Source organism: Bacteroidales bacterium (genome assembly GCA_016709865.1).
GTDB lineage: Bacteria > Bacteroidota > Bacteroidia > Bacteroidales > VadinHA17 > LD21.
In genome coordinates this window covers 895,924-917,445 of sequence record JADJLX010000005.1, presented here as the reverse complement: position 1 = coordinate 917,445, position 21,522 = coordinate 895,924, and the positions used below count along the sequence as shown (strand labels likewise).

Genomic DNA, 21,522 nt, shown 5'->3' with positions numbered 1-21,522 from the left:
TTAGTGTCTCCGTGGTTGTTTTTCTTGTTCATCTTCATTTCCAATTCGGATGTTCCGGCAAAAAGGCCTCAAACTCCTTAATGAGTTTTTCCTCATAAGCACCTTTGAAAGTGCCTGCAAAGAACTTGTCAAGGCCTTCCTTATAAAGTCTCTCCCAGGAGGCTTCTTCCTGTCCCGGATTAATCGGAAAGAAGAGTACCCCGTTCGATTTTGCTGCTTTCAGGTCGCCATTAGCATCACCGATCATAAGTATCTTTTCATCAGGATATTTGCCTTTGGCAGCATACCTGAGGTGTTCGGTTTTTGTGCCATGTTCCTGTCCTGCAATCATCCTCAGATAATGCTCAATCTTATTCTCCTCCCATTCGCGTTTAAGAGCCTCGTACGGGGTTTGAGAAACTACCATGGCATCAGCTTTTGACTTCATCTTTTCAAGACACTCTTTTACAAACGGAAAAGGAGTTATGCCGTAGACCAGGCTTGCAATGTCTTCATTTACTTTCAGCGACCATTCAAGTGTCTGGGTTATAAAAGGATCATTAACTTCTGCAGCATAGGTTTTCAGAGTGGGATTACCAAGTTTGGTTTCCTTCTTTGTCCAGTCGATAAGAGGAGCTGCGGAAGGTACTGCGAAATTGCGGGCTTTTACCTCAGGACGGGTTGCAAGAAGTCTGAGTGTTTCATTCACTGCCAGAAAACGGTTGCATCCCCTGTTTGTTGAGTAAAGGTTGACAAACTCCCAGGTTTCACGTGCATATTTTGAGATTGGCTGCATTTTGAAATACTTTATGAAGTTAGGGCAGAAACACTCTTTCTGCTTTATCTCCATAGTGTCGAATGCGCATCCGTCGGAGTCTATTCCAATAAAGAATTCCTTTTCAGGTTTAAGTGCAAGTAATTGATCGTGTGGGTTCATAGTGTAAATTCAAAGTTCAAAGTTCAAAGTTCAAAGTTCAAAATTCAAAATTCAAAGTTTAAAAGTTAAAGGTGGAAAGACCGAAGACGGAAGACGGAAGTAATTGCTTATTTTATTTCTCATATGCTTCCAGATTGTAGGCTGGTAGTTTCTTATCTGCGAATTTCATTTCGAGTCTGGCGAACCTCTGTCTGCCATTAATCATCGGAACAGAAGGCCAGTCTTCACCAATTAATGGTCTGACATACGCCAGGAACTCATCTGTAACATCGTACCGGCTTGGAGCGATCCATTTCTCAGGAAATGTTCTTTCCGAGAGTGCCACTTTTTCAAGTGGTACCTTATCATAATGAACATTATATATTATACCCGGATCTCTGAGTATTGTTGCCATCCAGCCGTTTCCTTCATAAAGTGCTATTTCAACAGCTTTCTGACCTACTTTATAAGCTTCATCGAGGTCTACTATCGATGCATAAGCTGTTGTATGACGCTGATCGGTGCCCATTACCTGTCCGCGTGCAGCGCCTCTCGCTTTTAATCCTTTTGTATTGAGATAGTTAACAACAGTCTGAAAGACAGAATTCTGGCTTGATCCAAAGGATGTATGTCCGAATGCATCCTTAACTTCTCCGATTGATCCTACATCAAATCCTTCACTTATAACTACAATACATCTGCCATCTTTTTTTAGCTGATCATTTACATTATCTACCAGGTTATCGATAGATACGTTTGATTCAGCCATATAGATCTGCAACGGCATCTCTCTTCCCGGATCAGCGAGACGGGCAGCAGCAGGGATATATCCAATTTTGCGTCCCATAGCCTGTATAACAAGAACAGGATCAGCAGGGGAGGAGCCCATATTCTCTTCATTTGCATTCTGGATGATATGCGACCAGTATCTGGCTACGCTTCCGTAACCCGGTGTATGGTCAATAAGTTTAAACTCATTATCACCCACATCATTATCAATTGTCTTGGGCACACCAACTGCTATAAGGTCGAGTCCCCTTGTTTTTGCCAGCTCACTTACCTTAAACGCTGTATGCTGGGAATCGTTTCCTCCGATATAAAAGAAGTATCCTATATCATGGGCTTTAAATACCTCCATTATCCGCTGGAAATCTTTCTGTTGTTTGTCTTTAAGTTTATATCTGCAGGTACCTATACTTCCTGCTGCCGGTGTGTTTCTTAAAAGGGCTATTTCTTCCTCTTTCTGTGATGAAAGATCGAGAAGCTCTTCATTCAATACACCTTCAATACCATGCCATCCGCCGTATACCTTTCCGAACTTATCCGGGAACATTCTGCATGTCTCAATAATCCCTCTCAGAGAGCTATTGATTACCGGCGATGGACCTCCCGACTGGGCTACTATTACGTTCTTTGCCATCTATTTCTATTATGAATATTATTTTAATAATTTATGATGCTGGGTGCTGGGTGCAGGGTGCCTGGTGCTGGGTGTGCTTTCCTTTGCCCTGTGCTCTTTGCACTGCGCCCCTTGCCCTTATACGCCTGAATATGCACTGAATCCGCCATCAACAGGAATTACGATCCCTGTGACGAATTTTGAAAGATCTGATACCAGGTAGATCAGAGTTCCTGTCAGTTCTTCTGGTACACAATATCTTTCCATTGGAGTTCCGTTAATTATTTTCTTTCCGCGCGCTGTCAGTCCTCCTGTTTTTTCATCAATCAACAGGAATCTGTTCTGATTCGTAAGAAGAAACCCGGGGGCAATTGCGTTTACCCTGACACCTGTTTTTGAAAAATGAACAGCCAGCCATTGTGTGAAATTATTAACAGCTGCTTTTGCGGCAGAATATGCTGCAATTTTTGTTAATGGCCTGTAGGAGTTCATAGAGGAAATATTGATAATTACCCCTGATTTATTTTTAACCATATCAGTAGCAAATACCATTGATGGAATCAGAGTCCCTTTGAAATTCAGGTCAAAAACTTTATCGAATCCTTCAATCTGAAGTCCGAAGAAAGTATCCTCAGGATTTTCAGTATCAGACCCATCCATCTTCTCGAGTTTTGTTGTGGCTGCCGGGGAATTACCTCCTGCACCGTTAACAAGAATGTCTATTGGTCCGAATTTGTCGTGTATTTCCTTTTTTGCTGCCTCAAGGGAAGCCTTGTCAAGTACACTTGCCGAAACGCCCATTGATGCAATACCTGATTCCTTTTCAATTTCAGCAGCAACTGCAACTGCTGCTTCTTTATTCAGGTCGAGAATTACTGTTTTAACACCTTGTGCAGCAAGCGATTTAGCCATAGTTGAGCAGATAATGCCTGCACCACCGGTAATTACTGCTACTTTTCCTTTTAGGTTTAGTTCGTTCATTATAAGTTATTTAAATCCAAAATACTCTTTCGCATTCCTGTATGATATCCCTTCAATTAAAGGCTTAAGCAGCTCCTCTTCATCTGGAATAAGTCCTTTCTCAACCTCTTCACCAACATAATTGCAGACCAGTCTTCTGAAGTATTCGTGACGAGGATAGGAAAGGAAGCTGCGTGAATCAGTTACCATTCCTATGAACCTTCTTAACAGTCCAAGGGCAGCAAGGTCTTTAAGATGCTTCTCCATACCGCTTTTCTGATCGAGGAACCACCAGGCAGCACCGTACTGAACTTTAACTGCTGATGTACCATCATTGAAGTTGCCTGCCATTGTTATCATCATTTCATTATCGGCAGGATTAAGGTTATAAAGAATTGATTTTGCAAGCTGGTCTGTGCTATCAAGGGCACTCAGAAACCTTGACATTTTTAGAGCATCCTGAGGGACACCTATCGAATCCCAGCCTGTATCTGGGCCAAGCTGCCTGAACATGCGGGCATTATTATTTCGCATTGCACCAACATGGAATTGCTGAGTCCAGCCTCTTTTGTGATTCATCCTGCAGAGTTCAATCATTGCTGCAGTTTTATATTTCTCTGCCTCTTCCGCAGAAATAGAGTCACCTTTCAGGAGTTTCTTGAATATTTTATCAACTTCAGATGCAGTGTATGTGTCAAAATAGAAACGATCAAGACCATGATCTGACAATCGTCCTCCAGTCTCATGAAAAAAAGCATGCCTCTTGTCAAGTGCCGTAACAAGTGTTTCGAAGTTCTTAATCTCAACTTCACTTACAAGTTCAAGTTTTTTGATATAGGCATTGAATTTCTCAACATCTTCTGTTTTTACAATATTGTCCGGTCTCCATGTCGGAAGAACCGTTATCTCGAATGTTCCCTTAAGTTTGAGATGATGTTCGAGAGTATCTGCAGGGTCGTCTGTTGTACAGATTACTTCAGCTTTCATTTTCCTGATCATTGATCTTGTGCTGAATTCCTTAGTCTGTAACATGCCTGAAGCTCTTTCATAAATCGAAGTAGCTGTGGAAGGCGATAATAATTTGGTAATGCTGAAATATCTTGCTAGTTCCAGATGAGTCCAGTGATACAAAGGATTACCGAGTGTAGCAGGGACTGTCTCTGCCCACTTTTTGAATTTATCAGTATCCGGTGCAGTGCCTGTGCAATACTTTTCATCAATCCCGTTTGTCCGCATTGCCCGCCATTTGTAATGATCTCCTTCGAGCCATGCCTGGGTAAGGTTGCCAAACTGACGATCGTCAGCGATCATTGCAGGTGAAAGATGACAATGAAAATCCACTATTGGCTGATTTTCAGCATATTTATGATACAGTTTTTCTGCCGTCTTATTGCCCAGTAGAAAATTTTCATGAATAAATGGTTTCATATTTATAATGGGATTGTAAAATTTTATAAATTTGAAAAATATTGGATCGTTAACGATCACGAAAGTATAAATTTCAATTCAATTTATCAAGAAATTATCAATTTGTTTAATATTTTTTAATCCTCCTTTAATAAAATGAAAATCCTAAAAACCATTTTGATTCTCGGTATTATTATTTGCTCTTCTGCCGGTTATTCGCAGGAATTGGCTCCGTTACCGTTTAAGAGTGATATAAACAAAACAGATATAAAAACTGTATTGAAAGCTGTTGCCGACTGGCAGGTAAGAACACCTCTTACACACAATCCGGCAGACTGGACTAATGCTGCACTATATTCAGGCATGGTTGAGTGGGCATCAATAGCAGGCAACGACTCATATTATGAGTGGCTGAAAGATATTTCTTCAAAACTTTCATGGAATTATTATGTACACGATAATCCTCAGAGAAGGTATCATGCCGATGATTACTGTGTTGGACAGACGTATATTGAGCTTTACAGGAAATATAAGGATAAGAATATGATCAAACCGATGAGAGCTTATCTCGATCAGATTCTAAAGGATCCTGCAAAAGGCGACCTGCTTTTTAAGAGCACAGTACCCGGATACTCATCCCAGCAGAGATGGTCGTGGTGCGATGCTCTTTTTATGGCTCCTACTGTTTGGGCAAAAATGGGTAATGTAACCGGGAAGAAAAAGTATCTCGATTTTATGTACCAGGAGTATAAATTCACAACTGATTACCTCTACGATAAAGATGAAGATCTGTATTTCAGGGATTCAAATTATTTCACAAGGAAAGAGGCAAATGGGGCCAAGGTTTTCTGGGGACGCGGTAATGGCTGGGTATTTGCAGGTTTGCCTATAATAATCAGGGAATTGCCTGCAAAATATGAGAATAAGGAATATTTTGTGACAATATATAAGGAGATGGCTGCTAAACTTCTTTCACTGCAGTCTGCAGACGGATTCTGGCACGCAAGCCTTTTAGATCCGGCCAGCTATCCTAATCCCGAGATGAGTGCCACAGCTTTTTTCGTATATGGAATGGCATGGGGCGTAAACAACGGTTATCTCGACAAGGAGAAATATCTGCCTGCTATTGTAAAAGGATGGAAATCAATGGTCACATCTGTATGGCCCGACGGAAAAGTAGGATTTATCCAGCCTATTGGTGCTGATCCTAAGGCAGTCACCAGAGAAATGACCGAGGTATATGGTGTTGGCGGTTTCCTTATGGCAGGAACTGAGATCACACGATTAATTGAAAAGGGCATTTTATAGAATATTGTGATAGAGACGCAATGCATTGCGTCTGATTTAGTGATAAATAAAAAAAGCAGAATACAATGAAGGTAGAACAAAGATACGCATCCCACCCTGAGGATTTCAAAAAGTACGACACAGCAAGAATCAGGAAAGAGTTTCTGATTGAGAAAGTATTCATTCCTGATGAAATTTCTCTTGTGTATTCATTATATGATCGTTATATGGTAGGCGGTGCGATGCCGGTTAAGAAAGCTCTGAAACTTGAATCGCCCGACGAATTGAAATCAGAACAGTTTCTCGACAGACGCGAAATGGGTATTATTAATATTGGAGGTGATGCTGAAATTGACACTGCAGGTAAAAAGTATAAACTCGGACATAAAGAAGCATTATATCTTGGCATGGGGACACTCGATGTTGTATTCAGATCGGCTGACATAAAGAATCCTGCCAAACTTTACATCAATTCAGCACCTGCGCATCATGCGTTTCCTTCAAAGATAGTTACTCTGAAGGATGCAGAGGTGGTATCCCTTGGCAGTTCAGAATCATCGAATCACAGGACCCTTAATAAACTGCTTGTCAACAGTGTTGTTCAGACATGTCAGCTCCAGATGGGAATGACTGAACTTCAGAATGGCAGTGTCTGGAACACTATGCCCGTGCATACTCATAATCGGAGAATGGAAGCTTACTTTTACTTTCAGGTTCCTGAAAAACAGGGAATCTGCCATTTTATGGGCGATCCCGACGAAACACGGCATATCTGGATGAATAACGAGCAGGCAGTACTTTCTCCGTCGTGGAGTATACACAGCGCTGCGGGTACTTCAAACTATACCTTTATCTGGGGCATGGCTGGTGAAAACCTTGATTATGGGGATATGGATGTTCGTCACCCGGATACCTTAAAATAATTTATCCTCTGTGTAACTCTGTGTCACCTCAGTGTAGCTCTGTGACAGTTCTTTAAGAACATTACACAGAGAGACACAGAGAGAAGACACAGAGAGCCACAGAGAAAAAATAAATAATATGAAGGATTTATTTGATTTAACAGGAAAAGTTGCGCTGGTAACCGGCGGCACACACGGTATTGGTCTGGCAGTTGGATTGTTGCTTGGCAAAGCTGGAGCAAAAGTATGTGTGAATGATCTGCAGGACGATAAGCTTCTGAGCTGCAAAGAGAGTTTCAAAAAGGAAGGACTTGATGTCTTTACTCTTAAGTTCAATGTAACCGATGAAGCAGATGTTGATAAGGGAATCACACTGATTGAAAAAACAGTCGGTCCGGTTGATATTCTTGTAAACAATGCAGGTATAATTAAAAGGATACCAATACTTGATATGGCAATTGCAGATTACAAGCAGGTGATTGATGTTGACCTTGTTGCTCCTCTTATTATATCAAAAAGGGTTGCACCGAAAATGATAGAGCGCAGAAGCGGAAAGATCATTAATATGTGTTCGATGATGAGTGTATATGGCAGGAATACTGTTTCGGCTTATGCATCAGCCAAAGGCGGGCTTAAACTTCTTACACAGAATATGACCTGCGAATGGGCAAAATACAATATTCAGATCAATGGTATTGGTCCTGGTTATATAGCCACCTCACAAACAGCACCAATCCGTGAAAATGGTCACCCTTTCAACGATCTTGTCATGACACGTACACCTGCAGGCAGATGGGGAGAGCCTGAGGATGTTGCAAATGCAGCGCTCTTCCTGGCATCGAAGGCAAGTAATTTCGTCAATGGACATATTCTGTATGTTGACGGAGGGATACTTGCAAATTTCGGTTACGTGAAGGGGGAGAATGATATCTAGGTCGGAAGACCGGAGACCGGAGACAGATATCCGAAAACCGAAATCCGAAATCTAAATTACCTGACTACTTACTTAAGTTTTTAGAGTCAGGATTATCTGGATGATCATCGGCGTATGGCTTGGCGTACAGATCTTCTACTTTTACCCTGTCGGTATCAGTTTTTGATTCTTCCCGGATCTGATCCTGGATGTCTTCGGTTGCCCTTCCATGGAAATAGAGGATGCATGCAAGAATAGGCATCAAAGGCATTGTAAGTGCGCTTATAAGAGCTGATAGGAGTATAAATATAGGATTTGAAGTATAATTCACAACTTCAGCTGCAGCCTCAGGATCTGTAAGGGTTTTTAAAAAGCTTCCTGAAAAAGGGATCATTATGATCGCTGAGAAAATTACTGAGATTACTATCATTATAATAAAAAAAACTGCTACCCATCCGATATTTGACCAGAAATTCTTGTGTGCTAGAGAGAAAGTTCTGCTTATAGTTCTAAGGATATCAGAACCTTCGACCATCATAACAGGCAAAATGAACAGGAAGAGTGTCATTACATATAAGGCGGCAAAGAATGCTCCAACGATAAGTGCAAAAATCCCAAGTACTATTGCTATTGAACCAAAAAATGCCAGCAGTACCGTAATTATCAGGTATGGAATATAGTATCGAATCGATTTGATAACAGCTGCGAAAATATTGATCTCAGGATCTAATGGCTTGTAAATAATGTAATACTGCAATATCACGCTGAACAGAAGGCTAACAATTGATAATAAAAGCAAAGGCACAATGAAGTCTTTTACCTTCTCAAGTAAAAGGAGCGGGTCGGTTGTTGATTGCAGATCCTGAATGTTTATAAGTGTTGAGCCATACTGGATTGCCAGCGACATTGTAAGCGAAGTTAAAAATAAAACAAGAAAGTTGCTTTTGTAAAAATCCCAGAGAGAGTTCATTGCAGAGTCGATATTATGTCTGCGGTATAAAGGATGATTGCTTAACTGATCCATAAAATATAATATTTTTGTTTTTCAAAAGTAAGTATTTGTTTTATTATTTGTTTATCGTTCCTGGTTCTTGTTCCTGGTTCCTGGTTCCTGGTTCCTGGTTCCTGGTTTCTTTTACCAGCACCTAGCATCCAGCACCAAGCACCAAGCACCCAGCCTTTCACTTCCCCTTCCTCCACTGCCTGATAATATTACTGAACGGGAAAATTGAATTTGCTTTATGGTGTGAAAATATCCCTTCATTTACTGTTTTTACATCTTCGATAGTGTAAAAAACTTTAGGATTGAAGTTATGTATAACGTTGAGTACTTTTTCCAGTTCGTTTCTCTGAACAATTGTATAGATCAGATGTACCTTTTCTCTTGCTCCATGGGCTTCAATGACAGTTGCTCCGTAGCCATTTCCGTTGAGAATCTGTACCAGTTCTGATCCTCTTTCATGTGCAAAAATCCTGATCATCTGAATGCCCATTGCAAGCTTTTCTTCAATTATCATCCCGACAAAATTGCCAGTTGCAAATCCTGCTGCATAGGCTACATAATTCACATAGTTATCGAGATTCTGCATGATTTTGCTTATAGCGGTAATCCAAATGAGGACCTCAACGAAACCAAGAATTGGCGCAATATTCCGTTTTCCTTTCGAGACGAATATTATTCTCAAAGTACCTATCGATACATCGCAGATCCTCGCCAAAAATATCAGAAGTGGCATCAATACATAGCTGAACAGATCTGAATCAAAAAAAGTTGTTTCCATGAGGTTATATGTATATGGGATAACAAATATAGGCATAAAGGCACAAAGGTGCAACGGCACAATGGCGCACTGAGTACACCGTAGCTTTAGCGAAGGTGTAACGGCATGCTTCGGCTGCGCTCAGCATACGAACACAAGACTGCAGGACCGCATGACCGCATGACCGCATGACCGCAAGACAGTTTTACATTATGTTTCTATTTACTGGGTTTATTAACAAGTTTGGACTTGACTTTAAACATTTCATCGCTATATTTGTTAAATTATCAGAAATCATCTGGAGTGATGTCTTGTAAAATGAATTTTAATAATTGATAACTAATTCTAATTTAAAATTGATATTAATATGAAAATGAACAAACTAACATTTCCCTTAATCCTGTCAGTTGTAATCGGGATAATGATTGTTTCCTGTACAGGTAAAGCAACTCAGAAAAATCAGCACTCAGGTGTTGAGTATTACAGAAACCTTCAGTTCTCAGAAACTCCGTATGATACTGAGAAAGGGACTCATCCTCTTACTGCTGACGAGGCAAAAACTGTTAATAACTATAAATTTACCTACGATGATGCCGGACGTCTGGTGTCTGTCGAATTTGTAAGAAACGATGTTCTTCTTGGGTATTCATCAATGGGTGGTGCAGCCAAGATAACATACGAATATACTGCAGATAATAAGCAGATTAAACGCTTTTTCAATAAAGATAATGAGCAGATTGAATCAGGTGGTGCATACACCTATGTCTATACACTCGATCCAAAAGGTATCAGAACAGGTATGATGTTCATGGGAAAGGATGGATCAATGGTTGAAAACAGAAACAGTATACATTCATGGGTATGGAGTATACTTCCCGACGGAATGGTACGTGAACTAAGATACAATCTTGCAGGTGTCGAGACCGTTATGAATCCATTCTGCCCGTTTTATGAACTGCGCTTCAGTTATAACGACAAGGGGTATGTTACCAGACTTGCCAACTACATGGCAGATACTCTTTATAACTGTACTGCTGAGAACTGTGGTGACATAGGTGTTTCATATTTTATCTTTGAGCCTAATGAGTTCGGCGATTTACTTGGTTTCTCAGTATTCAATGTATACGGACAAATGTCAAATCTGTCTGCAGGATGGTCAAAACGTGTAAACAAAGTGGATGAGAATGGCTATTTACTCGAGACTGAAGTTTATGATCAGGATAATGAATTTGTTACGGGCAATAATATTCCTATAACACAGAATACTTATGATGCTCACGGTGCCCTTGTTGAAGTAAAAAATATGGACAAGGACAGGAACATCATGAATCATCCGCAATCGGGTGTTGCTATAACCGAATACAAATACGACGAAGCCGGTCAGCGTGTTGAGACTCTCAGATATGACAAAGACCGTGTTCTGGTTCCTGTAACACAATAGCTCATCCTTTGTGTTACTTAGTGCCTTTGTGCCTTGGTGGCGTTTTTCTTTTGCCACCAAGACTCCAGGACACTAAGAATCACCAAGAGCTATGCATTAATTCTGATGTATTATGAAATTATTTAAAAGTTTGTCTCTGATTGCAGTTTCTGCAGCTATGTTGCTTTCAGGTTGTTCAGGAAATAAAACAGAGCAAAAAAAGGAACCTACTGTTGTGGTTCAGGAAGTTAAAAAGCCTGTCGTTGTCGGAAATGAGACATCGCTGCTCCTGAAAGATCTTAAAGAGAATGGTGATTACGTAAACAGCAATGTTTTCCCTTCCCTGATAAAGGCCTCGGTTGTTCATGAGAGCCTTGATAAAAACATTCATGTAATTGATCTCAGGACTGCTTCACAGTATAGCGAAGGCCATATAAAAGGATCGGTAAATAAACGCTTTGAGGATTTGCCTTCATACTTTGAATCAAAAATCAAACCCTTTGAGTTTGATAAAATTGTTATAGTATGTAACGATGGTCAGATCTCAAGCTATACAACCAGTCTGCTCAGACTTATGGGATACGGAAATGTTTACGCTATGAGATGGGGTATGAGTGCCTGGAATCCTAAATATGCTGAATCAGGCTGGCTGAAGGATGTCTCCGGTAAATATGAATCGAAACTGGAAACAGCAGCCAATGAGAAATCTGCTCCTGAAAAAATGCCTGAACTAAATACAGGTCTGGCTACAGGTGCTGAGATCGGGGCCGCGCGATTTAAAAAAGTCTTTGAAGAAGGAACCTCAAATGTTCTGATAACAGCGGATGAAGTATTTGCTGACCCGCAAAAATACTATGTAGTTAATCTGGAAAGAAAAGACAAGTATGAAAGCGGGCATATCCCCGGTGCATTCAGGTATAAACCTGAGGCATTCCTTGGAGTCATTGATGAAATGGGTTCAATTCCTGCCGATAAGAAGGTAGTTGTATATTGCGGAACCGGTCATAATTCAGGTTTTGCGACTGCCTACCTGAGATTATTCGGCTATGATGCAAGCACATTAAAATATGGCAACAATGGATTTATGCACGATCAGATGATAAAGCAAAAAATTGCATTATCATGGGGTCCGTTTACAAAAGAAGATGTAAATAACTTTGAAGTTGTAAAATAGTTTTTCTGAATTTTTCTAATGCCTAAAGTTCCGGTCTGGTAAGTGTATCAGGCCGGAATTTGTTTTTAAAGGATTCATTCTCCTTATCTGATGTAAGTATATATAAATTTTCTATACCCATCTGACTCAGAAACATCCACATTCTTGCACTAACAGATACATCTGTTGAGACCAGAACAACCTTACCTTTAAAACCGGTCAGTTTTTTGATTGTTGACTTTTCAAGTATAGCATCAGGAGTGATATTCAACACCTCAGTATTTGAACCTATCCCGGTACTTACTGCACCACCCTCATCAAGATTGATTAACAGGATTTTTCCTGAAGTGGCAGCCATCTCTTCATTGCTTATGAGGTTTGATCTCATAACTGAAGGTTCTGCAAGTTTCTTTGCATCAGGTTTGAAATGATTGGTGCTTACTGATCTTATTATCACGAGGATAAGTACTGGAACCAAGATTAGTAAAGCAAATTTTAATTGTTTCATTTTTTGCATTTTTTTGCCCCCAAACCCTCTACCTCGCTTCGCCGTAGCGGCTACGCAGAGGCGAAGAAGGGGGCTTTAATTCGTTACAAATTCAATTACTTATAACTTGCGGTCCTACGATGTCCGATTTTTGCACTTTGCACTTTGCTCTTTGCCCCTTGTCCTGCGCTCTCTGCCCTGAGCCCTGAGCCCCGTGCCTTCACTCACATCCTCCATCAAGCTTCTTCGCCTCCATATGTTTTGAGTCGTAGAATTTCTGTTTGAGGCTATCAGGCAGACTGTTGATTTCCGTGAACAGTCTTCTTGCCCGTGTCCTCGTTTCAAAGAGAGCGTTTTCCCGTGCCGAAATTTTTTCGCCAGTGAAGGTAGAGTTCATAACGGTATTAAACCATTCATTCAATCCACCCTTCATTATATAAACATTATCATACTTCATTCCTTTAGCTGCCATCAGGGCATAGTTTGAATCAAAATCACCGTTTGAATAGAGGATGTTTTTAATATTCTGATTGCCGAATAGGGTAGCAGGGTCAGAATTGAGAAAGTCATTATAGGGAAGATTAATTGCCCCCGGAATATTAAAAGCCCTGAATTCCTCAGGTGTCCTGAGATCAATTAACTGTATTGTGCTATCTTCTGATACAACAAAACGGGCTACCTGATCAACAGTAAAAACCGACTCCGGGTTACTGATCTCGGTAATAAGATCATTTGGCTTTACTGTAAATGACCTGTTTCCCGTTAGCGGGAGCAGGGCAAGAATTAAGCCCAGACAAACAAGAACTACTGAGTATTTTTCTCTTACATTCATTTGCTGAAAGATTAAAGTTCGTTTGTTATATCAGGACGGGCGAATTTCTTCTCAGCAAGTTCAGCTACCCAGAACATGGCAGCAGCAGCTGCAATAAGAAGGAATGTAAAGAGTCCCGGAGAAATGCCTAATGCTTCATCTATTTTTACCGGACCTTTGTAAGAACCATTTGCAAGAGTCTGAATATACGGATAAGTTTCTGCGAACAGAAAAGCACCAGTCATGCCGCCGGCAAAAAAGACCATTGCATCAATTTTTCCGATGGAAAGAGCACTTAGTCCGGTTCCGGGACAAAACCCTCCCATAATGAAACCAGCTCCCATAATTACTCCTCCAACAATAGAAGCAGTTACGTAAAACTCATTCACAAAAACCTGGTTCAGATCAAGTAATCCGAAGAAGCTAAGGAATTGTGATCCAACAAGCGCTACTATGGCTGCAGTGAAGAACACTTTGATAACAGTAGTGTCATACCCGTAGAACATACCTGCCAGTTTCCTGCTCGAGGAGAATCCTGCCTGCTCAAGAGCGAATCCGAATCCGATACCGATAAGCAGAGCTATCAGCAGATCGAGCCATTCAGGCAGTGCTATTAATGATGATATTGGTCCCATTTTATTTCGTTTAAGTGATAATTTGTCTAATTGTCTTGCGGTCTTGCAGTCCTGCAGTCTTGCGGTCATTTGCCGCGAACCGCGCACCGCGTACCGCGTACCGTTTTAGATCCAGTTCTTCCTGAAAAACCATGCAAAAACATATGCTGATCCAAAAATTGCGATCATCGTAACAAATCCTGCAACAGAGAGCACAGCCATCCCTGAAAGTGCTGCACCACTTGTACAGCCTCTGGCAAGCTGGGCTCCGTAGACAAAGAACACACCCCCAAGGAAAGCAAAGATTAGTCTTCTTGCATTTGTAATATTGGGTGATTTCTCAATTTTGAACTTAAGTCTTTTTGATACTGCACCTGAGATAAATCCTCCTGCCAGTACACCCAGTATCTCAAGAACCAGCCAGTTTTTAAGAGGTTTCTTTCCATCCTCAAAATACTTGCTGTAATATATCGATTCTTCAGCATGGGTGGGGGTTACTGCACCCACAACCGATACCACGCAATACTTCAGACCGCCACTGGCTCCGAGTCCCCGTCCTGAAAGGAACATTGCCAGTAATAGTACTATCCCCAGCAGGGTACCGGCTATGTAAGGATTCATGTATTTATTTTTCATTTTTTTTGAGATTCTTTATACTCTGAAACATAGAAATACAAACTTACAAAAAGAGATTTGATAGTAAAACATATAGAAAGTTAATTAAGTTCAGATGTGAGGAAACATTAAAGGATTGCTTCGTTCTTCATCGTCGGATCCGCAATGATGTGACACTACCCAGCACCCAGCACCATGCAATTGTTTCCAAATTTTCGATTACCTTTATAGTTTATATATATACGAGAGAATGGGCAGATACAAACTTACAATAGAATATGAAGGAACCCGTTATTCGGGATGGCAGATGCAGAAGGGCGGCAAGACAATTCAGGGTGAGATTATGGATGCCTGCAGGGAGTTATTTAAAACAGAGGAATTTGATCTCTTCGGAGCCGGACGTACAGATGGGGGAGTGCATGCATCAGGTCAGGTTGCGCACCTGGGAGTTGAAACAGATCTTCCATTGCTGAAAATAAAATACGGAATAAACGACAGGCTGCCTCCGGATATTTGTATCATGAATGTTGAAGAAGCCCATCCTAAGTTTCATGCAAGGCACGATGCTCATGCCCGGAGCTATATCTATCAGATCAGCAGAAGGAGAACTGCATTTGGGAAGAAATATGTCTGGTGGATAAAGGATCAGCTTGATATTAATATGATGAATGAAGCTGCAAAACACTTCGCAGGATTGAAAGATTACAGGTATTTTACAGATGAAGATGCTGAGCAGCAATCGACTAAAGTTGAGATAATGCATGCAAAGGTTAACGATTTTGGCGACATGCTAGTTTTTCATGTAGTCGGCTCACATTTTTTATGGAAGCAGGTAAGAAGAATGACTGGTGTATTGGTAGAAGTTGGCAGGGGAAAACTATCGCCAGCAGACGTTGCCTCCTTTTTTAAAATAAAATCAGATATACCTGCCAAACTCACCGCACCTCCGAGTGGTTTGTTTCTTGAGAAAGTTTATTACAGGAATGAGGAGGTAAGTTACGATACAAAACCGGTGATAAATATTTAATTTCATGGTAAGAGTGTAGTGGACAAGCTTCTGCTGAAGGCAGGGGATCCCTCACTGACGTTCGGGATGACAGGTCATTTGGGGGTATAGAGGGAAAGATGTGGCGATTCGTATTGTAGTTGTCGTATTAAGGCACTTTTAACGAATCGCCACTTCTTCCCCCCCTCCAACCAGATCCGTGTGTCATCCCGAACTCCAGTGAGGGATCTCCTTGAGTGAGCAGGAATTAATTAGGTTCCAAATGAACTTGACAATTCTTAATTCATAAAATGTCAGTCCTTATAAATCATTGTTATTATATTAACACTGCAATTACCTTATTTATATAGCTTCTTAATATGATTTATGATGAAAACTTTTTTTTACTTTTTTAAACTTTGTATTGAACTTTTTTTATATTTGAGTGATTGATTTTTTGAGGCGGGTGATAATTACGGCGATCTTTACTGTGTTTTAAGATATTTTTTCTTATTAACTAACCCTATAACCTAATCGACTTGCCTATGAATAAGACTACCTAGAAAACTTTAAATCCATGGGTGTTTTTTATCCCTTTTAACCGGTTTTCCGCTATAACTAACCGGAAAACTTCTAATTATTTTATTTAATTAAACCTTCTAACCTTAAAAGTATGACTAAAAAAATGACGCTGGTTGTTTCATTTCTGGCAAAACTCAGGTCAGGCATGAAACTTTTAACTATGCTATTATTGGCTGGAACTATCCTCTCTTTTGTTGCCCCTGCGGTGACTGATGCCGGGAATGTTTCTGCAAACGATCTGCAACAAAAGCGGATCACCGGACGTGTCACCGATGGCGGTGGCAGTGCTTTACCAGGTGTTAACATCGCTGAAAAAGGAACTGCAAATGGTGCAATTACTGATGTTAACGGTAACTTCGCTATTTCAGTAGCTTCACCTGCTTCTATTCTGAGTATATCCTTCATCGGATATTCCACACAGGAAGTAGTTGTAGGAGACAGAACTACGATTGACATCGTTTTGAAAGAATCAGTTTCAGCTCTCGATGAGATTGTTGTTGTTGGTTATTCAACACAGACAAGGAAATCTCTTACAGGTTCTGTATCAACAGTAAATGCAGCTGCTCTGTCTGAAAGTTCAGCTGTCAACCCGATGCAACGTCTTCAGGGTAAAGTTGCCGGTGTTACAATTCTTAACCAGCACACCCCCGGAGAAGGAGCTACTATCCGAATCCGTGGTATGACCACTATCAACGACGCAAACCCACTTTATGTTGTCGACGGTGTTCCTGGTGGAACCTACTCACCTAATGATGTTGAGACAATCACAATTCTTAAAGATGCTGCAGCACAATCTATCTATGGTGCAAGAGCTGCAAACGGTGTTGTTCTTATCACAACAAAAGCAGGTAAGAAAAATCAGAAGATCTCAATGAATGTAAATGTAAGACAGGGTATTTCCAAACCCGGAAAATTCTATGATCTTCTTAATACTCAGGAATGGGCAGACATGCTCTGGCTTGAGGCTAAAAACGCTGGAGTTGTCGGTTTCAGCCATTCACAATTAGGCAATGGTGCTACACCGGTTATTCCTTATTACCTTTTCCCAACAAAAGCTGCTCAGGGCGACCCTCTTGCAGATATGTCAAGATATGACAACCAGCTTGCAGTACGTGATGGCGACGACACCTACCTGATTACAAGAACCAGTCCGGGTACAGACTGGTACGGTGAAACTACCAGAAACGCAGCTTTCAAAGAATATACTGTTGATGTTGCCGGTGGTTCAGCTAACACAACCTATGCATTCATGATGGGTTATACCGATGAAGAAGGTATTTTCAAATATACCGGCTTCGAGAGGTATAACCTCCGCGCCAATATCAATTCTTCACCTGCGAAATGGATAGATATGGGTTCTAACATTGGAATTCAGTATACAAACGACTATGGTCATCAGACAGATAACGGTGAATCATCATTGGTCTCCTGGTCATACAGGCTTCCTGCAGCTGTTCCTGTTTATGATGAATCAGGAGTTACATTTGCAGGCTCCAGACCATCAGGTATGGGTAACGCTCAGAACCCTGTTTTCCTTGCTACTATGAACCAGTATGACTTTGCCAAGCAGATGACTGTAAGCGGTAACGCTTTTGTTAAACTGAATATCATAAAAGGTTTATCAGTTAAATCTCTTTTTGGTGTTAACCAGTATGGCCGTCGCGACAGGGATGTCACATTTGTTGAAGTTGCTGCTGCTGAGAGAGGTACATACGACGGACTGGCTTTGAACGCAAGAGGCGGACTGAACTGGACATGGACAAATACCATTGAGTATTCGCTTAATACAGGCGACCACAGTATCAGGGCGATAGCCGGTTCTGAAGCATATGATAACGACTATTGGTATATGGCTGCCAGCAGGGCAGAATATCCATTCCTTGATGTTAATTATATGAGTTTAAACACCGGTTTGAGAAGTATTGCAAACAGTGACTCATACAGTCAGTACAGCTTGTTCTCTCTGTTTGGCCGTGCCAATTACACCTATGCAGATAAATATATGCTGGAAGCTGTTTTACGTCGTGATGGTTCTTCACGTTTCGGAAATCAGAAATATGGAGTATTCCCGGCCTTCTCACTCGGATGGAGAATCTCTGAAGAGGCATTTATGGCATCAACAAAAAGCTGGTTGGGTGAGTTAAAGATACGTGCAGGTTACGGTGCTGTCGGAAATGACCGTATGGATGACTATAATCCTTATACCCAGTTTGCTTACCATGAGCAGAACGCAAGTTATGGCATGACCGGTGGAAATACTTCTTTTAATCCTGGATTCTCTCAGGCTACATTTGGTAATACCGATGTAAAATGGGAAACCACCACAACAACTAACTTCGGTATCGATGCTACTCTTATCAAGAATTTGACTGCTACAATAGATTTATGGCAGCGGTCAACAAAGGACATGTTGTATCGGAAACAATTACCTCTTGTTCTTGGTACAGCTACCAGACCATCAATCAACATTGGTGAGATGAAAAACACAGGTTTTGATATCACACTTGGTTATTCAAACACAGCAATGAACGGAGATCTTAACTTTAATGCTGATCTTGTATTCTCACATTATAAGAACGAACTTGTGAAACTTACCGATGTTGAGAGTGATTTCTACCAGGGTTCAGGTTACCGTGAGAAGTATTATACAAGGACTCAGACTGGTCGTGCATTCCCGGAATTCTTCGGATATATCTCCGAAGGACTCTTCATGGATCAGGCTGAAGCTGACGCATGGCCAAAAGCATTCGGAGCCACTGGTACATATAACAAACCCGGTCACTTTAAATACAAGGATGTTGATGGCAACGGATATATCGATGCTGGTGACAGAACTTATATCGGATCACCTCATCCTGATTTCACTGCAGGTTTGAGTCTGAATGTAGAATACAAAGGATTAAGCTTGTCGACAACTCTTTATACATCTGTTGGAAACGAGGTTGTAAACTATGTTAGCCGTTTTATCGACTATACACAGTTTGAATCAGGAAAGAGCCACAGAAGACTCTATGAATCATGGGGTAGCCCATATCTTGCAAGTAATGCAGATGCAACAATGCCAATCATTTATTCGAATGATACACCGCATCAGGAGCCTTCAACAGCATTCCTTGAGGATGGTTCATTCCTTCGTATGAAGTCATTAAGGATCGGTTACGACTTCAATAAGATGCTTGATAACAAAGTTAGTACTCTTCAGCTTTATTTCCAGGCTTCTAACCTCTTTACAATTACCAAATATTCAGGACTCGATCCTGAGCTTGCAGGTGCAGGTATCAACATGGGTATCGATTCAGGAGCATGGCCAACACCACAGCAGTTCATCTTTGGTATAACCTTTGGTCTCTAACAATGATATTTATTAATAATTAAACGAAAGAGATATGAAAAGAATAATCAAATTATTGTCAATTACATTCTTTCTTGGAGGACTTCTGCTGATTAATTCCTGCAGCGAAGATTTTCTTACTAAAGAACCCCCGGGAGTAGCAGCAGGATCAGTAATTCAGACACCTGATGGAGTAGAAGCACTTCTTATTGGCGTGTATGAAAGGATGGAGAATGGAGGGTCGATGTTCGGTGGCGCTATTACAAGCGACTGGACATATGCCGGCGGATGCTCAGATGATGCTTATAAAGGAACCTCATCTGGTGACCAGGCTAACTTCAATCTTCTTGAGAGATATGAGGCATTGCCAAATAATCCCTACCTGAATGAAAGATGGACACTCTGCTATGATGGCGTTGCCCGTGCTAATGTATGTCTTGATTTTCTATGGGCAGCACAAAAAGGTCCAAAACCTCTGGATGCAGCAAGAGCTACACAAGTTGAAGCTGAAGCTAAATTCCTGAGAGCCTGGTTCCATATGCAGGCAAACAAGATCTTTGAAAAGATCCCCTATATTAAAACCACCACTGAACTAGGAACTCTTCTTCCTCAGGATGTGCCTAATACCGATGCAGGATGGGATGGGATCGAAGCTGACCTTCAGTATGCAATCGACAATCTGCCAACCACTAAATACAATAATCAGGCAGGTCGTGCAACAAAATATGCTGCTGAAGCTGCCAAAGCTCAGGCACATATGTATCAGAAAGAATACTCACTCGCAAAACCACTTCTTGATGATATCATCAGCAGCGGAAAATTCAGTCTCGCAACTGAGTTCTACTGGAACTTCGATATGACCCATGAGAATAACTCAGAGTCTATTTTCGAGTTACAGTGTACTACTACTGCTACTGCATATTCATCAGTTGCTGGTTCCGGTTGTAACTTCTTTCAGAAAGGCGCAGCCAGCTGCGGCGGATGGGGATTTTATCAGCCTTCACAGAACCTCTTCGAGGCTTTCCAGGTTGATGCTAACGGCTTACCTGTTCTTGATCCTGCAGCTCGCAAACCGCTTGCTAGCGACATGGGAGTTGGTTCCGGTGCAGACTTCACTCCAACTACCGAACCTCTCGATCCGCGTGTTGACCATCTTATCGCCCGTCGAGGTGTCGATTTCCTAGGCTGGGGTATTATGCCTGGTAATGACTGGATCCGCGAGCAGGGAAATGGTGGCCCATACGGAACCAAAATTTTCATGCATAAACTTTCCGAGCAGAGCCTGAACCTTAATGGAACTGGTTTCAGAAATGGTAAAAATTACAGAACCTACCGGTATGCTAGTATCCTGCTCTGGAGAGCTGAAGTTGCTATTGAAGATAATGATCTTGAACTCGCAAGAACATATGTTAACATGATACGTAACCGTGCAAAAACAAGTACTCCGGTTATGGGCCTCGTCAGCAGTACAAAAAATCTTACATCAACCTCCACAGTTATTGACTGGACAAAGCCTGCAGCAAATTATAAAATTGAGCTTTATCCTGCCGGTGGCGTATTTCCATTCGACACAAAAGCTAATGCTTTGAAAGCTGTTCAGGAAGAGACAAGACTTGAGTTCGCATTGCAGAACCACCGCTTCTTTGACCTGAGGCGCTGGGGTATACTTGCTCCGACATTGAATGCTTATATAGCACAGGATGTTCAATTCAGAACATTCCTGCAGGGAGCATCATTCAATGCTACTGAAGATGATTACTGGCCAATTTATCAGGGAGTTATCGACCTTCAGAAAGGCGTTATTACACAGGATCCTTCCTACTAGTTATTAGTAATACTTTAATTAAATATTAAGAGTCCCGCGAAAGCGGGGCTCTTTTTTTTTGTTAAAAAATATTAAATAAAAAAAACGCAATATTAATTTGATCTAACTTGCAGAGAATTATTATGTCTGGCGATGGTATCTTTAAACAGGTTGTTTCTGAGCGTAATTAAATTATG

Annotated in this window: 19 protein-coding genes; 8 read left to right on the top strand and 11 right to left on the bottom strand. The window is 41.1% G+C overall.

Annotated features, from left to right (window positions below):
* Positions 1-34: 34 nt before the first annotated feature.
* The 4 genes from IPJ16_12435 to uxaC form a co-directional block, all read right to left on the bottom strand.
* Positions 35-916 carry an HAD hydrolase-like protein gene (locus IPJ16_12435; GenBank protein ID MBK7627978.1) on the bottom strand — a complete coding sequence of 294 codons (882 nt, stop codon included), beginning with the start codon at positions 914-916 and terminating at the stop codon, positions 35-37.
* 112 nt (positions 917-1,028) lie between these two features.
* The gene (locus tag IPJ16_12430; protein MBK7627977.1) at positions 1,029-2,315 is read right to left on the bottom strand and encodes a diphosphate--fructose-6-phosphate 1-phosphotransferase; all 1,287 of its coding nucleotides are present in this window, start codon (positions 2,313-2,315) and stop codon (positions 1,029-1,031) included.
* A gap of 117 nt (positions 2,316-2,432) precedes the next feature.
* A complete protein-coding gene (locus IPJ16_12425) occupies positions 2,433-3,275 on the bottom strand; it encodes an SDR family oxidoreductase (protein ID MBK7627976.1) in 843 nt (280 codons plus the stop codon).
* A gap of 6 nt (positions 3,276-3,281) precedes the next feature.
* On the bottom strand, positions 3,282-4,682 hold the full coding sequence (gene uxaC / locus IPJ16_12420; GenBank protein ID MBK7627975.1) for a glucuronate isomerase: 1,401 nt from the start codon (positions 4,680-4,682) through the stop codon (positions 3,282-3,284).
* A gap of 135 nt (positions 4,683-4,817) precedes the next feature.
* Here uxaC and IPJ16_12415 point away from each other — a divergent pair, with 135 nt between their 5' ends.
* The 3 genes from IPJ16_12415 (at position 4,818) to IPJ16_12405 (ending at position 7,784) form a co-directional block, all read left to right on the top strand.
* Positions 4,818-5,969, top strand: coding sequence for a glycoside hydrolase family 88 protein (locus IPJ16_12415; GenBank protein MBK7627974.1), 1,152 nt, complete (start codon positions 4,818-4,820; stop codon positions 5,967-5,969).
* A gap of 65 nt (positions 5,970-6,034) precedes the next feature.
* Entirely contained in the window at positions 6,035-6,871 is an 837-nt protein-coding gene (gene kduI, locus IPJ16_12410; protein MBK7627973.1) for a 5-dehydro-4-deoxy-D-glucuronate isomerase, read from the top strand.
* A 118-nt stretch (positions 6,872-6,989) separates the two neighbouring features.
* Entirely contained in the window at positions 6,990-7,784 is a 795-nt protein-coding gene (locus IPJ16_12405) for a gluconate 5-dehydrogenase (GenBank protein ID MBK7627972.1), read from the top strand.
* A gap of 64 nt (positions 7,785-7,848) precedes the next feature.
* On the opposite strand, the gene IPJ16_12400 is transcribed toward IPJ16_12405, so the two are convergent.
* The 3 genes from IPJ16_12400 to IPJ16_12390 are packed head-to-tail and all read right to left on the bottom strand — an operon-like array spanning position 7,849 to position 9,544.
* Positions 7,849-8,787, bottom strand: a complete 939-nt coding sequence (locus IPJ16_12400; GenBank protein ID MBK7627971.1) for a hypothetical protein — start codon at positions 8,785-8,787, stop codon at positions 7,849-7,851.
* Positions 8,775-8,963: a hypothetical protein gene (locus IPJ16_12395; GenBank protein MBK7627970.1), complete on the bottom strand. Its 189-nt coding sequence runs from the start codon at positions 8,961-8,963 to the stop codon at positions 8,775-8,777. Before IPJ16_12395 ends, IPJ16_12400 begins: the two co-directional genes overlap by 13 nt.
* Complete coding sequence (locus IPJ16_12390) at positions 8,945-9,544, bottom strand: DUF2179 domain-containing protein (protein MBK7627969.1); 600 nt, start codon at positions 9,542-9,544, stop codon at positions 8,945-8,947. The genes IPJ16_12395 and IPJ16_12390 overlap by 19 nt, the downstream gene beginning before the upstream one ends.
* 346 nt (positions 9,545-9,890) lie before the next feature.
* On the opposite strand from IPJ16_12390, the gene IPJ16_12385 reads away from it, so the two are divergent.
* Positions 9,891-10,964 (top strand): hypothetical protein, encoded by a 1,074-nt coding sequence (locus IPJ16_12385; protein MBK7627968.1) that lies wholly within the window; start codon positions 9,891-9,893, stop codon positions 10,962-10,964.
* A gap of 112 nt (positions 10,965-11,076) precedes the next feature.
* Positions 11,077-12,117, top strand: a complete 1,041-nt coding sequence (locus IPJ16_12380; GenBank protein ID MBK7627967.1) for a hypothetical protein — start codon at positions 11,077-11,079, stop codon at positions 12,115-12,117.
* Positions 12,118-12,139: 22 nt separating this feature from the next.
* Here the strand turns inward: IPJ16_12380 and IPJ16_12375 are convergent, their stop codons facing one another.
* The 4 genes from IPJ16_12375 to IPJ16_12360 all read right to left on the bottom strand — a co-directional run bounded on the left by IPJ16_12375 (position 12,140) and on the right by IPJ16_12360 (position 14,644).
* A complete protein-coding gene (locus IPJ16_12375) occupies positions 12,140-12,604 on the bottom strand; it encodes a hypothetical protein (GenBank protein ID MBK7627966.1) in 465 nt (154 codons plus the stop codon).
* A 199-nt stretch (positions 12,605-12,803) separates the two neighbouring features.
* Positions 12,804-13,415 (bottom strand): rhodanese-like domain-containing protein, encoded by a 612-nt coding sequence (locus tag IPJ16_12370; GenBank protein MBK7627965.1) that lies wholly within the window; start codon positions 13,413-13,415, stop codon positions 12,804-12,806.
* 11 nt (positions 13,416-13,426) lie between these two features.
* Positions 13,427-14,029 (bottom strand): YeeE/YedE family protein, encoded by a 603-nt coding sequence (locus IPJ16_12365; protein ID MBK7627964.1) that lies wholly within the window; start codon positions 14,027-14,029, stop codon positions 13,427-13,429.
* Between the two features lie 105 nt (positions 14,030-14,134).
* On the bottom strand, positions 14,135-14,644 hold the full coding sequence (locus tag IPJ16_12360; protein MBK7627963.1) for a YeeE/YedE family protein: 510 nt from the start codon (positions 14,642-14,644) through the stop codon (positions 14,135-14,137).
* 229 nt (positions 14,645-14,873) lie between these two features.
* Here IPJ16_12360 and truA point away from each other — a divergent pair, with 229 nt between their 5' ends.
* The 3 genes from truA to IPJ16_12345 all read left to right on the top strand — a co-directional run bounded on the left by truA (position 14,874) and on the right by IPJ16_12345 (position 21,346).
* On the top strand, positions 14,874-15,650 hold the full coding sequence (gene truA / locus IPJ16_12355) for a tRNA pseudouridine(38-40) synthase TruA (protein MBK7627962.1): 777 nt from the start codon (positions 14,874-14,876) through the stop codon (positions 15,648-15,650).
* A 631-nt stretch (positions 15,651-16,281) separates the two neighbouring features.
* On the top strand, positions 16,282-19,542 hold the full coding sequence (locus tag IPJ16_12350; GenBank protein MBK7627961.1) for a TonB-dependent receptor: 3,261 nt from the start codon (positions 16,282-16,284) through the stop codon (positions 19,540-19,542).
* 34 nt (positions 19,543-19,576) lie between these two features.
* On the top strand, positions 19,577-21,346 hold the full coding sequence (locus IPJ16_12345; protein ID MBK7627960.1) for a RagB/SusD family nutrient uptake outer membrane protein: 1,770 nt from the start codon (positions 19,577-19,579) through the stop codon (positions 21,344-21,346).
* Positions 21,347-21,522 lie beyond the last annotated feature (176 nt).